At 65.4% G+C, this 13,991-nt stretch carries 13 protein-coding genes and 1 tRNA gene; 13 read left to right on the forward strand and 1 reads right to left on the reverse strand.

Features of this window, described 5'->3' with window-relative positions; all coding sequences use genetic code 11:
* Positions 1–9: 9 nt before the first annotated feature.
* Positions 10–1,893, reverse strand: coding sequence for a DUF3413 domain-containing protein (locus VER16_RS01320; RefSeq protein WP_324805083.1), 1,884 nt, complete (start codon positions 1,891–1,893; stop codon positions 10–12).
* Positions 1,894–2,102: 209 nt separating this feature from the next.
* Between VER16_RS01320 and VER16_RS01325 the strand changes: the two genes are divergently transcribed.
* The 13 genes from VER16_RS01325 (at position 2,103) to nuoI (ending at position 13,988) form a co-directional block, all read left to right on the forward strand.
* Positions 2,103–3,038 carry an isopenicillin N synthase family dioxygenase gene (locus VER16_RS01325; protein ID WP_324805084.1) on the forward strand — a complete coding sequence of 312 codons (936 nt, stop codon included), beginning with the start codon at positions 2,103–2,105 and terminating at the stop codon, positions 3,036–3,038.
* Positions 3,039–3,742: 704 nt separating this feature from the next.
* Positions 3,743–4,498, forward strand: coding sequence for a triose-phosphate isomerase (tpiA, locus tag VER16_RS01330; protein WP_324805085.1), 756 nt, complete (start codon positions 3,743–3,745; stop codon positions 4,496–4,498).
* A 33-nt stretch (positions 4,499–4,531) separates the two neighbouring features.
* Entirely contained in the window at positions 4,532–4,969 is a 438-nt protein-coding gene (gene secG, locus VER16_RS01335; protein ID WP_324805086.1) for a preprotein translocase subunit SecG, read from the forward strand.
* Between the two features lie 51 nt (positions 4,970–5,020).
* Positions 5,021–5,105 (forward strand) — tRNA-Leu (locus VER16_RS01340).
* 110 nt (positions 5,106–5,215) lie between these two features.
* The gene (locus VER16_RS01345; RefSeq protein WP_079222613.1) at positions 5,216–5,572 is read left to right on the forward strand and encodes an NADH-quinone oxidoreductase subunit A; all 357 of its coding nucleotides are present in this window, start codon (positions 5,216–5,218) and stop codon (positions 5,570–5,572) included.
* Positions 5,563–6,117 carry a NuoB/complex I 20 kDa subunit family protein gene (locus VER16_RS01350; protein ID WP_079222612.1) on the forward strand — a complete coding sequence of 185 codons (555 nt, stop codon included), beginning with the start codon at positions 5,563–5,565 and terminating at the stop codon, positions 6,115–6,117. Before VER16_RS01345 ends, VER16_RS01350 begins: the two co-directional genes overlap by 10 nt.
* Positions 6,118–6,150: 33 nt before the next feature.
* Complete coding sequence (locus VER16_RS01355) at positions 6,151–6,900, forward strand: NADH-quinone oxidoreductase subunit C (protein ID WP_324805087.1); 750 nt, start codon at positions 6,151–6,153, stop codon at positions 6,898–6,900.
* A complete protein-coding gene (locus tag VER16_RS01360) occupies positions 6,897–8,204 on the forward strand; it encodes an NADH-quinone oxidoreductase subunit D (RefSeq protein WP_108765761.1) in 1,308 nt (435 codons plus the stop codon). The genes VER16_RS01355 and VER16_RS01360 overlap by 4 nt, the downstream gene beginning before the upstream one ends.
* Positions 8,205–8,301: 97 nt before the next feature.
* Positions 8,302–8,829 (forward strand): NADH-quinone oxidoreductase subunit NuoE, encoded by a 528-nt coding sequence (nuoE, locus tag VER16_RS01365; protein WP_108750221.1) that lies wholly within the window; start codon positions 8,302–8,304, stop codon positions 8,827–8,829.
* A gap of 4 nt (positions 8,830–8,833) precedes the next feature.
* Complete coding sequence (gene nuoF, locus VER16_RS01370) at positions 8,834–10,174, forward strand: NADH-quinone oxidoreductase subunit NuoF (protein WP_108765760.1); 1,341 nt, start codon at positions 8,834–8,836, stop codon at positions 10,172–10,174.
* The gene (gene nuoG, locus VER16_RS01375; RefSeq protein ID WP_324805088.1) at positions 10,171–12,405 is read left to right on the forward strand and encodes an NADH-quinone oxidoreductase subunit NuoG; all 2,235 of its coding nucleotides are present in this window, start codon (positions 10,171–10,173) and stop codon (positions 12,403–12,405) included. The genes nuoF and nuoG overlap by 4 nt, the downstream gene beginning before the upstream one ends.
* Positions 12,402–13,496: an NADH-quinone oxidoreductase subunit NuoH gene (gene nuoH, locus VER16_RS01380; RefSeq protein ID WP_324805089.1), complete on the forward strand. Its 1,095-nt coding sequence runs from the start codon at positions 12,402–12,404 to the stop codon at positions 13,494–13,496. Before nuoG ends, nuoH begins: the two co-directional genes overlap by 4 nt.
* A gap of 3 nt (positions 13,497–13,499) precedes the next feature.
* Complete coding sequence (gene nuoI / locus VER16_RS01385) at positions 13,500–13,988, forward strand: NADH-quinone oxidoreductase subunit NuoI (RefSeq protein ID WP_005410456.1); 489 nt, start codon at positions 13,500–13,502, stop codon at positions 13,986–13,988.
* Positions 13,989–13,991 lie beyond the last annotated feature (3 nt).

Genomic DNA, 13,991 nt, shown 5'->3' on the forward strand with positions numbered 1-13,991 from the left:
TCCTGGATTTCAACGGTTGCGGAAGCGGGTGAGCGCGTCCCATGCGGTGCGCAGGCTGGCCGGGTCCGGTGCCTGCTGCGGAAGCGGCTGGTAACGCTGGTCCAGCGCGGTGGCGTTGCCGAACTTGTCGAAGACGTAGATCGCATCGCCATGGCGTATGCCGCGCTGCGACCAGCTCTCCACCACCAGTGAGCGCGGGCCCTGCGGCACGGCGAGCAGGTCCTGCCCGGTGCTGAAATCGGTCAGCGCGTTCTCGCAGCCCAGCGCATGCCGCATCAGGGTTGGCACCCAGTCCTCGTGGGAGCTGGTGCGTGTGTCGTGGCCGCCGGCTTCGTCCGGCCAGCGCAGTACGAATGGCACCTGCAGCTGGTGGTTGGAGAAGTTGCCGTTGTGGCCCCAGTAGTTGCGCTTGAGGTCGTTGAACTCCTCGGCGTGGTCGCCGGTCACCAGCACGATGGTGTCCTGCTCCAGGCCCTGCGCACGCAGCTGCTCGAGCAGCTGGCCGACCAGGCTGTCGGCATAGTGCACGGCGGTGTGATAGCGGTTGAGTTCCGGCGTCGGGTCATGGTCCGGGCCGAACTTGAGGAAGTCGATGCTGGTGGCCATCGGCGTGGCTACCGGCGGGTAGCCGGCCGGCATCTGGTACGGCGCGTGGGTGGAATCGAGGAACACGAAACCAAACCACGGGCGCTGCCCGGCCTGGCTGCGGGTGATGTCCTGCTGCAGCGAGGTGACGATGCTCTGGTCACGCGCGGATGAATCCAGTTCCGCCGGTCCCTGGTGCAGCTGGTCGCGAACGTCGGCAAAGGCGGTGCGGTCGAACTCGGGGCTGTACAGCGGCGCACTGCCATACAGGTGCAGGTCATAGCCCTGCTGCTGCAGCACTTTGAACAGCTGGGAGCCTCGCTGCTCATCCAGCATGCTCGGCCAGTAGCCGCCGGGCAGGCCGTACAGCAGACCGAACAGGCCGTAGCGCGTCGCGTTGCCGGTGCTGAAATGGTGGTCGTAGACGCGGGCCGAGCCTGCCAGTGTCCAGGTGTGCGGCATGTACTGCGGGGTCAGCGCGTCGTGGCGCAGTGATTCGAGCACCACCATCAGTACATTCGGGCGGCGATGGCTCTGGCAGCGCAGCGGTTGCAGCGGGTACTGCAGCTGCGCATGGCGCGGGTCGGGCAGGCCGGCCTGGGCCTGGCTGTGCACCCCCAGCCGACGCATGAAGCTCTTGGCCGTTATGGGCTGCGCCCAGGGCAGGTAGTTCCACTGGGCGATCACCGCCCGCTCGCCCCGCGCGTCGTAATAGACCGTGGCGGCCTGGCCGCCCACCATCAGCAGGGCCATCACGACCCAGGCCTGCAGGACGCGGCGGCGCTGTGCTGCCGGCGGCAGCACTTTCCAGCAGGCCCAGGCCAGCAGCGTCTGTGCGGCGAAGATCGCAGCGACCAGGCCGGCCACCTGCAGCCAGGTTTTCCACGACAGGCTGACCTGGTCCTGCAGCGCGCCGCCAAACACCATGTTGGCGACCATCGCATTGAGGTGGAACCGGTACAGCGCAAAGACCTTGGCGTCGACCAGCAGCAGGCACAGCCACAGGGCCTGCAGCGTGATAGCTGAAAGCGTCAATGTGCGCACGCTGCGCGGCCACAGGCCGATGGCCAGCGGCAGTGCGCCGGCCAATGCGCCCAGGGCCAGAAGGTGGCCGGGCAGGGCCACGGCCAGATAGGCCAGGCCGAGGTCGCCACCGGGGTTGTCGCGCAGCGGCACGTTGCCCAGCGTGATCAGCAGGGCCAGAACGGCGGTGCCCGTAATGAACAGCGACCACCACGCCAGGCGCTGCCAGCGGCGGCTGGATGCGGAAAGCAGGGCAGGGGCGGAGTTGGGCAGGACAACGGACATGGTGCAGGGGGCGGGCAGAGACTGGAACGTGCGGCATGGGGGGGCGGGCTGCATGAGGGCCCGCAGGGGCCGCCTGCTCGCGCGGGTGGCGCATTGTATCGGTTTGTTTCATTGTGTCGGCGGTGCGTTCTGGCCGATATGTCACAATGTTCAGGCTGGCCGGCAGACAGCTGCCGGCCCTTTGACCCAACGACAAGCCAGGAACCGCTGTGAGCCAGATCCCGACCCTCGACATCACCCGTTTTGACAGCGACCGCGAGGCCTTCGTGGCCGAGCTGGGCGCGGCCTACCGCCAATGGGGATTCGCGGGCATCCGCAACCACGGCATCGCGCAGGCCGACATCGACGCGGCCTACGACGTGTTCAAGGCCTTCTTCGCCCTGCCGGACGAGGTCAAGCGCAAATACCATGTGGCCGGCAGCGGCGGCGCCCGCGGCTACACCCCGTTCGGCGTGGAAACCGCCAAGGGCTCCAAGCACTTCGACCTGAAGGAGTTCTGGCATATCGGCCGCGAGATCGCCGACGACTCCAAGTACCGTGACGTGATGGCGCCGAACCTGTGGCCGTCCGAGGTCGAGGGCTTCCGTGAGCGCGGCTACGGCCTGTACCAGGCGCTGGACAACCTGGGTTCGCGCGTGCTGTCGGCGCTGGCCCTGCACATCGGCCTGCCGGAAGACTTCTTCGCCGACAAGACCAACTTCGGCAATTCGATCCTGCGCCCGATCCACTACCCGCCGATCACCACCGACGACATCCCGAACGTGCGTGCCGGTGCGCATGGCGACATCAACTTCATCACCCTGCTGGTCGGCGCCAGCGCCGCGGGCCTGGAAGTGCAGTCGCATGAGGGCGAGTGGGTGCCGTTCACCTCCGACGCCGACACCATCGTGGTCAACATCGGCGACATGCTGCAGCGCCTGACCAACCACGTGTATCCGTCGACCATCCACCGCGTGGTTAATCCCCCGGGTGAGCTGGCCCGCCAGCCGCGTTACTCGGTGCCGTTCTTCCTGCACCCGAACCCGGATTTCCTGATCGACGTGCTGCCCTCGTGCATCACCCCGGAAAACCCGAGCCGGTACCCGGAGCCGATCACCGCCCACGGCTTCCTCGAGGAACGCCTGCGCGAAATCAAGCTGAAGTAATGAGAAGGCCGCCGAAAGGCGGCTTTTTCTTTGCAGGGCTGCCGCCCTGCACCCGCAGAGGCCAAAGCCAAAGCCAAAGCCAAGGCGGCTCTGGGTTATTGCTTGTCGGGCGGGGAGGTGTCGGATGGCGGGGACGCCGTAAACCCATCCCTGGGGGCTTGGCCGCGGCATCGATGCCGCGGACACCCCGCCATCCGACACCTCCCCGCCTTCGACAGTTTCCCGGTGACGGTGGGTACGGGCGGCTCCTGGTAGGTGTCGACCTTGGTCGACACATCTGTCAGATCGAAGTGGGGTAGGGGTCAGATCCCTCTCCTGCGGGGAGGGATCCGACCCCGGAACAGGCCGAAGTGCTGCTCTTGCTTTTGCTCTTGCTTTTGCTCTTGCTCTTGCTCTTCTTTTTTCTTTCCGTGGCGGCCGGAACCGCCGGGATGTGTCAGAGGCCGGGCGGCGCAGGGGCGCGGGACCGCAGACGCCATGGATGGCGCCTACGAGCCCCCATGGATGGGTTCACGGCGTGTCCCGCGCCCCTGCCTCGCCGACCAAGCCACCGAATCCAACCGGGCCTTTCGCGACCAACCCAGCCGACCCGCCACGAGGGGCTGCGCCGTTCGCTGAAAATCCATGTAACCGCTTACAAGGAAACGGGTTTTTGCCGTAACGGGTATCATGGGCGGCTGACTTCATACAGGAGCCACCCGCTCATGCGCCGCAAGATCGTCGCCGGAAACTGGAAGCTGCACGGCAGCCGTCAATTCGCCACTGACCTGCTGGGCCAGGTGGCTGCGGGGCTGCCCAAGGCCGGGGTGGACGTGGTCATCCTTCCGCCGCTGCCCTACCTGGGCGAGCTGGTCGAGGATTTCGGCGAAACCGGCCTGCTGTTCGGCGCCCAGGACGTCAGCAGCAACGAGAAGGGCGCCTACACCGGCGAGGTCTGTGCGGCCATGCTGCATGAGGTCGGGGCCCGTTACGGCCTGGTCGGCCACTCCGAGCGCCGCCAGTACCATAATGAAAGCAGTGAGCTGGTCGCGCGCAAGTTCGCTGCGGCCATGCACGCCGGCCTGGTGCCGGTGCTGTGCGTGGGCGAAACCCTCGAACAGCGCGAGGCGGGGCAGACCGAGGCGGTCATCGCCGGCCAGCTGGCCCCGGTGCTGGCCCTGGTGGGCGCCAGCGGCTTCACCAATGCCGTGGTCGCCTATGAGCCGGTCTGGGCCATCGGTACCGGCAGGACCGCCAGCAAGGAACAGGCGCAGCAGGTCCACGCGTTCATCCGTGGCGAAGTGGCGCGCATCGATGCTAGAATCGCTGATTCACTGCCCATTCTTTACGGCGGCAGCGTGAAGCCCGACAATGCCGGGGAACTGTTCGCGCAGCCGGATGTCGATGGTGGGCTGGTCGGCGGCGCCTCCCTGGTGGCCGCGGACTTCCTGGCCATCGCGCAGGCGGCGGTCGCGAACTAATCCTTGTAAGTATTGTCCGAGGGCGGATTCCCAATGCTGATGTTGATCCTCAATGTCGTCTACGTGCTCGTGGCCGTGGCCATGATCGCGCTCATCCTGATGCAGCGTGGTTCGGGTGCGGCGGCTGGTTCGGGCTTCGGCGCTGGCGCCTCGGGCACCGTGTTCGGCGCGCGTGGCGCGTCCAACTTCCTGTCCAAGTCGACCAAGTGGCTGGCCGTCGTGTTCTTCGGCATCAGCCTCTTCATGGCCTGGTATGCCGGCCACGGCAGCCGTCCGGCGGCCGACCAGGACCTGGGCCTGATGTCCGCTCCGGCGGCCAGCGCTCCGGCCGCTCCGGCAGGTGAACTCCCGGCCGTTCCGAAGGCCGATGCGGTCCCGGCAGCCCCGGTTCCGGCCGCGACTGTGCCGCCTCAGGCGGAATCTTCGGTTTCTGGTGAAGAAAAGCCCTCGGAAGGCTCCCAGAAAGACTGAAGACGGTTACAATATGCGGCGCATCGGGTGGTTTGACTGATGTGATCGTTTGCCCAGGTGGCGGAATTGGTAGACGCACTACCTTGAGGTGGTAGCGACTTAGGTCGTAGGGGTTCGAGTCCCCTCTTGGGCACCATTTGTAAGTAAAGCGGGTTCTCCTGGCGCGCAACGCGCCAGCCGTTTCCCGTCCACTCCCCCATGCCAAAGCGCCTGCAGGCGCGGCGGCAGAGGCAAGAGAGAATCGCTGTGCTGGCCGAATATTTGCCGTCTCTGCTGTTTCTGATCGTCGCGACCGGTATCGGCATCACGCTGATGCTGATCGGTCGATTCCTCGGTCCCCGCCGCCCCGATCTGGAAAAGCTCTCGCCGTACGAGTGCGGCTTCGAGGCCTTCGAAGACGCGCGCATGAAGTTCGACGTGCGCTACTACCTGATCGCGATCCAGTTCATCGTCTTCGACCTGGAAATCATCTTCATCGTGCCGTGGACCCAGGTCTTCATGGAGCTGGGCGCCCGTTCGCTCGTCACCATGGGCCTGTTCGTCGGCATGCTGTTCCTCGGTTTCATTTACGTCTGGAAGAAGGGAGCGCTGGAATGGGAGTGATTCAGACTCTCGATGGCCTCATGAACAATCCGGTCCCGGAAGGGCGGGTTGATGACATCCTGCGGCCGGAAGGCGACAACCCGCTGCTGGAAAAGGGCTTCGTCACCACCAGCGTCGACGCGCTGCTGAACTGGGCCCGCACCGGCTCCATGTGGCCGATGACCTTCGGTCTGGCCTGCTGCGCGGTCGAGATGATGCACGCCGGCGCCGCGCGCCTGGACCTTGACCGCTACGGCGTGGTGTTCCGCCCGTCGCCGCGTCAGTCCGACGTGATGATCGTGGCCGGCACCCTGGTCAACAAGATGGCCCCGGCGCTGCGCAAGGTCTACGACCAGATGCCGGACCCGAAGTGGGTCATCTCGATGGGCAGCTGCGCCAACGGCGGCGGCTACTACCATTACTCCTATTCTGTCGTGCGCGGCTGTGATCGCGTGGTGCCGGTGGACGTCTACGTCCCGGGCTGCCCGCCGACCGCCGAGGCGCTGGTGTACGGGATCCTGCAGCTGCAGAAGAAGATCTGGCGTACACAGACCATCGCCCGCTGACCCTTCCACACTACAAGAGCGCGCCAAGCCCCCATGGCAGAGCAAGCATCCTTCATCGACCGACTGTCCGCACGTTTCGCTGGTGCGAAGGTCATCGTGGTCGAACCCCGCGGCGAAGTGACGCTGGAGGTGCCTGCCGCCGAGTGGCATGCCACCGCGCTGGCGCTGCGTGACGAGTTTGGTTTCGAGCAGGCCGTGGATCTCTGCGGCGTCGACTACCTGGGCTATGGCTCCGACGAATGGGACACCGCTGACGTGTCCTCGCAGGGCTTCAGCCGGGGTGTCGAAGGCAAGGCCCAGGGCCGTTTCGCGTGGGGCGAGTTCCCCACCGAGGAAAACGGTGCCGACGGCGCGAGCCCGCAGCACATGCCGACCCAGCGTTTCGCCGTGGTCGCCCAGCTGCGCTCCTACCAGCACAACCTGATGTTGCACCTGCGCTGCTTCGCCCCTGACGAAGCACTGCCGGTGGTGTCCTCGCTGACCGGCATCTGGCCGGGCCTGAACTGGTTCGAGCGCGAAGCGTTCGACCTGTACGGCGTGATCTTCGAAGGTCACCCGGACCTGCGCCGGATCCTGACCGACTACGGTTTCGTCGGCCATCCGTTCCGCAAGGATTTCCCGCTGATCGGCAACGTCGAAGTCCGCTACGACGAAGAAAAGAAGCGCGTGGTCTACGAACCGGTCACCTCGGTGGAGCCGCGCGTCGGCGTGCCGCGCGTGATCCGCGACGACGCCCGTCTGCAGACCGCAGAGGGTGAGCGCGCGCAGGAGGCAGTGAAGTGAGTGAGTTCCATCAAGCCCACCAGGCATTTGCGAGCAACCCGGCCGAACTGCGCCAGGAAATCCGCAACTACACCATGAACTTCGGCCCGCAGCATCCGGCCGCCCACGGTGTGCTGCGCCTGATCCTGGAAATGGACGGCGAAACCATCATGCGTGCCGACCCCCATGTGGGCCTGCTGCACCGTGGTACCGAAAAGCTGGCCGAGTCCAAGCCGTTCAACCAGTCGATCGGCTACATGGATCGCCTGGATTACGTGTCGATGATGTGCAACGAGCACGCCTACGTGCGCGCGATCGAAACCCTGATGGGTATCGAAGCGCCCGAGCGTGCGCAGTACATCCGCACCATGTACGACGAAATCACCCGCATCCTGAACCACCTGATGTGGCTGGGCTCCAACGCGCTCGACCTGGGTGCGATGGCGGTCATGCTGTACGCCTTCCGCGAACGCGAAGAGCTGATGGATTGCTACGAAGCCGTCTCCGGCGCGCGCATGCACGCAGCGTACTACCGTCCGGGCGGCGTCTACCGCGACCTGCCGGACCACATGCCGAAGTACAAGGAATCGCGCTGGCACAAGGGCAAGGCGCTGAAGCAGCTCAATGCTTCGCGTGAAGGCTCGCTGCTGGACTTCCTGGAAAACTTCACCAACGAATTCCCGGGTCGTGTCGACGAATACGAAACCCTGCTGACCGACAACCGTATCTGGAAGCAGCGTACGGTCGGCATCGGCGTGGTCAGCCCGGAACTGGCCCACCAGTGGGGCATGACCGGCGTGATGCTGCGCGGTTCGGGTATTGCCTGGGACCTGCGCAAGAAGCGTCCGTACGCCAAGTACGATGCCGTCGATTTCGACATCCCGCTGGGCAAGGAAGGCGACTGCTACGACCGCTACCTGGTCCGCGTTGCCGAAATGCGCGAATCCAACCGCATCATCAAGCAGTGCGTGGCGTGGCTGAAGGCCAACCCGGGCCCGGTGATGGTGAAGAACTTCAAGGTCGCTCCGCCCAGGCGCGAGGACATGAAGGACGACATGGAAGCGCTGATCCACCACTTCAAGCTGTTCAGCGAAGGCTACTGTGTGCCGGCCGGTGAAACCTATTCGGCGGTGGAAGCCCCGAAGGGTGAGTTCGGCTGCTACCTGGTCTCCGATGGCGCCAACAAGCCTTTCCGCGTGCACCTGCGTGCCCCCGGCTTCGCCCATCTGTCCTCGATCGATTCGATCGTGCGCGGCCACATGCTGGCCGACGTGGTGGCCATGATCGGTACCTACGATCTGGTGTTCGGCGAGGTTGACCGGTAATGCCGTCCGCCACGCCAACGCCCGCTGCAGGCAGCCGGCGCAAGCCGGCGCCGCAGTTTCTGCAATTTCACGTTATGCATTTCGCTGAGGTCGGCCGATGAAGGCGACAGGTAATTTCGAGGCGGCGCGCGACGTCGACCCGATGGTGGTGTTGAGCGACAAGACGCGCGCTCACATCGATCACTGGCTGTCCAAGTTCCCGCCGGACCGCAAGCGCTCTGCCGTGCTGCAGGGCCTGCACGCGGCCCAGGAGCAGAACGAGGGCTGGCTGACCGACGAGCTGATCGCCGGCGTGGCCAAGTACCTGGACCTGCCGCCGGTGTGGGCCTACGAAGTGGCCAGCTTCTACTCGATGTTCGAGACCGAGAAGGTGGGCCGCAACAACGTGGCCATCTGCACCAACATCAGCTGCTGGCTCAATGGCGCCGAAGACATCGTGCGCCATTGCGAGAAGAAGCTGGGCATCAAGCACGGCCAGTCCACCCCGGACGGCCGCGTCTACCTCAAGCGTGAGGAAGAGTGCCTGGCTGGCTGCGGTGGCGCACCGATGATGGTCATCAACGGTCACTACCATGAGCGTCTGACCCTGGAAAAGGTCGACGAGCTGCTGGACGGGCTGGAGTAAGGGCATGGCACATCACCACGAATCCAAGGGTCCGGTCGGCCCCGCGCCGCTGCCGCACCAGGTGGTCTACACCACCCTGCATTACGACACCCCGTGGTCGTACGAAAGCTACCTGAAGACCGGTGGCTACGCCGCCCTGCGCAGGATCCTCGAAGAGAAGATCCCGCCGGAGCAGGTCATCGAGATGGTCAAGGCCTCGGGCCTGCGCGGCCGCGGTGGCGCTGGCTTCCCGACCGGCCTGAAGTGGTCCTTCATGCCCAAGGGCAACATGCAGAAGTACATCCTCTGCAATTCGGACGAATCCGAGCCGGGCACCTGCAAGGACCGCGACATCCTGCGCTACAACCCGCATTCGGTGGTGGAAGGCATGGCGATCGCCTGCTACGCCACCGGCTCGACCGTGGGCTACAACTACCTGCGCGGTGAGTTCCACCACGAGCCGTTCGAGCACTTCGAACAGGCCCTGGCCGATGCCTATGCAAATGGCTGGCTGGGCAAGAACGTGATGGGCTCGGGCGTGGACATCGACATCTACGGTGCCCTGGGCGCCGGCGCCTACATCTGCGGCGAAGAAACCGCGCTGATGGAATCGCTGGAAGGCAAGAAGGGCCAGCCGCGCTACAAGCCGCCGTTCCCGGCGAACTTCGGCCTGTACGGCAAGCCGTCGACGATCAACAACACCGAAACCTACGGTTCGGTGCCGGCGATCATCCGCAACGGTCCGGAGTGGTTCAAGGGCCTGAGCCTGACCGCCAACGGCGGCCCGAAGTGCTTCTCGGTCTCCGGCTGCGTGCAGAACGGCGGCAACTTTGAAGTGCCGCTGGGCACCACCTTCGACGACCTGCTGGAAATGGCCGGTGGCCTGCGTCCGGGCCGCACCCTGAAGGGCGCGATCCCGGGCGGCGTGTCGATGCCGGTGCTGACCGCGGCCGAGCTGAAGGGCCTGCCGATGGACTACGACACCATCCGTGCACTGGGCTCCGGCCTGGGGTCGGGCGCCGTCGTGGTGCTCGATGACAGCGTCTGCTGCGTCAAGTTCGCCTGCCGCATCAGCCAGTTCTTCCACAAGGAATCCTGCGGCCAGTGCACCCCGTGCCGTGAAGGTACCGGCTGGATGCACCGCGTGCTGGAGCGCATCGTCGCCGGCAAGGCCACGATGGAAGACCTGCACCAGCTGAAGGCGGTGGCCGGCCAGATCGAAGGCCACACCATCTGTGCGTTCGGCGAAGCGGCTGCATGGCCCATCCAGGGCTTCCTGCGCCAGTTCTGGGACGAGTTCGAGTACTACATCGTCAACGGTCATTCGATGGTTGACGGCAAGAAGGTGGAGGCAGCCGCTGCATGAGCGCGCAACCCGTAAATCCGAGCGTCCCACCCGATCACGTCACCATCGAGATCGATGGCAAGTCGCTGGTCGTGCCCAAGGGCTCGATGATCATCCAGGCCGCCGACAAGGCCGGCATCTCCATTCCGCGCTTCTGCTACCACGAGAAGCTGCCGATCGCCGCCAACTGCCGCATGTGCCTGGTGGACGTGGAGAAGTCGCCGAAGCCGGCGCCGGCCTGCGCCACCCCGGTGATGGACGGCATGAAGGTCGCCACCCGCAGTGAGAAGGCGCTCAAGTTCCAGCGTTCGGTGATGGAGTTCCTGCTCATCAACCACCCGCTGGACTGCCCGATCTGCGACCAGGGCGGCGAATGCGAGCTGCAGGACGTCTCGCTGGGCTATGGCCGTTCGGTCAGCCGCTTCAACGAGCGCAAGCGCGTGGTGCCCGACGAGGACATGGGGCCGCTGGTCGCCACCGAGATGACCCGCTGCATCCAGTGCACCCGCTGCGTGCGCTTCACCGCCGACGTGGCAGGCACCTATGAACTGGGTGGCATGTACCGCGGCGAGAACCTGCAGATCGGTACCTACGACGGCAAGCCGCTGACCACCGAGCTGTCCGGCAACGTCGTCGACGTCTGCCCGGTCGGCGCGCTGACCAACAAGGTGTTCCAGTTCCGCGCCCGCCCGTGGGAACTGACCGCGCGCGAATCGCTGGGCTACCACGACGCCATGGGTTCGAACCTGTTCCTGCACGTGCGTCGCGGCGAAGTGCTGCGCACCGTGCCGCGCGACAACGAAGCGGTGAACGAGTGCTGGCTGTCCGACCGTGACCGCTACTCGCACCAGGGCCTGTACAGCGAAGACCGTGCGGTCAAGCCGCTGCGCAAGGTCAACGGCGAGTGGAAGGAAGTGAGCTGGGCCGAAGGCCTGGCCGCGGCCGCCGAGATCCTCAAGGCCCACCAGGGTGACCACCTGGGCGTGCTGGTGCATCCGTCCACCTCCAACGAGGAAGGCGCGCTGCTGGCCCGCCTGGCCAAGGGCCTGGGCTCGCACAACATCGACCACCGCATCAACAACCGCGATTTCTCCGACGCCGCAACCGCCGAAGTGTTCGGCCTGCCGCTGGCCGAAATCGAGGGCGCCGACCGCATCGTCGTTCTGGGCAGCAACATCCGCCACGAACTGCCGCTGCTGCACGCCCGCCTGCGCAAGGCGCAGACCACCAAGGGCGCGAAGATCCACGTCGTCAACCCGGTGGACTTCGACTTTGCCTTCAGCATTGCCGGCAAGCAGATCGTCGCCCCGTCGAAGTTCGTCGACGCGCTGGCCAGCGAAGAACTGCGTTCGGCAGTGCAGGGCGGTACCAACACCGTGCTGATCGTCGGTGGCATCGCCGAGAACCACCCGCAGGCCGCCGCGATCCGCGCCGCTGCGCGTGATTTCGCTGCCGCCACCGGTGCCAAGCTGTGCCGCATCCCGCAGGGCGCCAATGCCGTGGGCCTGACCCGCGCCGGCGTGCTGCCGGCCGGCAAGGACGTGGCCACCATGCTGGCGCAGCCGCGCCAGGCTTACGTGGTGTACGGCCTGGAACCGGGCCTGGACTTCGCCGATGCTCCGGCCGCGCGCAAGGCGCTGGTCGGTGCCAAGGTGGTGGCCTTCAGCCAGTTCGCCTGCGTCTCTACCCGCGACGTTGCCGACGTCATCCTGCCGATCGGCGCGCTGCCGGAAATCGATGCCACCCTGACCAACCTCGATGGTCGCGAGCAGTCGGCCCGTGCCGGCGGCAAGCTGCCGGGCGAGGCCCGTGAAGGCTGGCGCGTGCTGCGTGCGCTGGGCGGCGACATGGCCCTGGCCGGTTTCGACTTCACCGACCTGGCCGGCCTGCGTGCCAGCCTGGCACCGGTGTCGGTCACCGTTGCCGCCTCGGCCCAGCCGGCCGTTGCCGGCGAAGGTCTGGAAGTGGCTTCGACCGCTGCGATCTACCGCACCGATGCGGTGGTCCGTCGCGCGCCGGCGCTGCAGTCGCATCCGCTGAACAACGCCCCGCGCATCGTGCTCAACGCTGACGATGCCGCGCGCCTGCAGCTGCAGGAAGGGCAGATGGCCAAGGTCGGCACCGATGCCGGCAAGGCCACCCTGCCGGTGGTGGTCGACGCCCGCGTCGCTGCGGGTTCGGTCTGGATTGAATCGGGCCACGGCGCGACCGCGCCGCTGGGTGCCGCTCGCGCATCGGTGGTGGCTGCATGAACGAATTGCTGTTGAACGCGGTCGACCCGCTGCACCAGTGGCTGCTTGCCCTCGGTGATATCGGCGCGCTGATCTGGATCATCCTGAAGATCCTGGTAATCGCCGTGCCGGTGATCGTCTCGGTGGCCTTCTACGTGGTCTGGGAACGCAAGCTGATCGGCTGGATGCACGTCCGCCACGGCCCGATGTACGTGGGCATGGGCATCTTCCAGGCCTTCGCCGACGTCTTCAAGCTGCTGTTCAAGGAAGTCCTGCAGCCGAGCAGCGCCAACAAGGCGATCTTCCTGCTCGCGCCGCTGATCACTCTGGCCCCGGCGTTTGCCGCCTGGTCGGTGGTGCCCTTCGACTCGCAGATCGTGCTGTCCAACGCCAACGCCGGCCTGCTGTACCTGCTGGCGATGACCTCGCTGGGCATCTACGGCATCATCCTGGCCGGTTGGGCATCCAACTCGAAGTATGCATTCCTGGGTGCCATGCGCGCCTCGGCGCAGATGATCAGCTACGAAATCGCCATGGGCTTTGCCCTGGTCGGCGTGATGATCGCTTCGGGCAGCCTGAACCTGAGCAGCATCGTGATGGCCCAGGCCGGCAGCTCCGGCTTCTTCGACTGGTTCCTGCTGCCGCTGTTCCCGCTGTTCGTCATCTACTGGGTGTCGGGCGTGGCTGAAACCAACCGCGCGCCGTTCGACGTGGTGGAAGGCGAATCGGAAATCGTCGCCGGCCACATGGTCGAATACTCCGGCGGTGCCTTTGCGCTGTTCTTCCTGGCCGAATACGCGAACATGATCCTGATCAGCTTCCTGATCTCGATCTTCTTCCTCGGCGGCTGGCTGAGCCCGATCCAGGGCTGGGTCGACCTGGGCAACATCTCGCCGCTGGTCGACTGGATCTGGAAGGGCGGTGCACCGTGGCTGTTCGTCAAGGTGTTCTTCTTCGCCAGTGCCTACATCTGGTTCCGTGCCAGCTTCCCGCGCTTCCGCTATGACCAGATCATGCGCCTGGGCTGGAAGGTCTTCATCCCGCTGGCCATTCTGTGGATCGCGGTTACCGCCGTCATGGTGTTCTTCGGCGTGATTCAAAAGGGCGTCTAAGTGATGAACAGGATTACCCATTACTTCAAGAGCCTGCTGCTGCTCGAACTGCTGGCCGGTCTGTGGCTGACGCTGAAGTACAGCTTCAAGCCGAAGTACACGATGATGTACCCGATGGAGAAGTTCCCGCAGTCGCCGCGCTTCCGTGGCCTGCACGCCCTGCGCCGTTACCCCAACGGTGAAGAGCGCTGCATCGCCTGCAAGCTGTGCGAAGCGGTGTGCCCGGCCTTGGCCATCACCATCGACTCGGCCAAGCGCGAGGACGGCACCCGCCGTACCACCCGCTACGACATCGACCTGTTCAAGTGCATCTTCTGCGGCTTCTGCGAAGAAAGCTGCCCGGTGGACTCGATCGTCGAAACCCACATCCTCGAGTACCACTTCGAGAACCGTGGCGAAAACATCGTTACCAAGCCGCAGCTGCTGGCCCTTGGCGATCGTCTCGAAAACGAGATCGCCGAGCGTCGTGCCGCCGATGCCGCTTACCGCTGAGGT

The sequence above is a fragment of the Stenotrophomonas sp. genome, from assembly GCF_035634915.1.
GTDB lineage: Bacteria > Pseudomonadota > Gammaproteobacteria > Xanthomonadales > Xanthomonadaceae > Stenotrophomonas.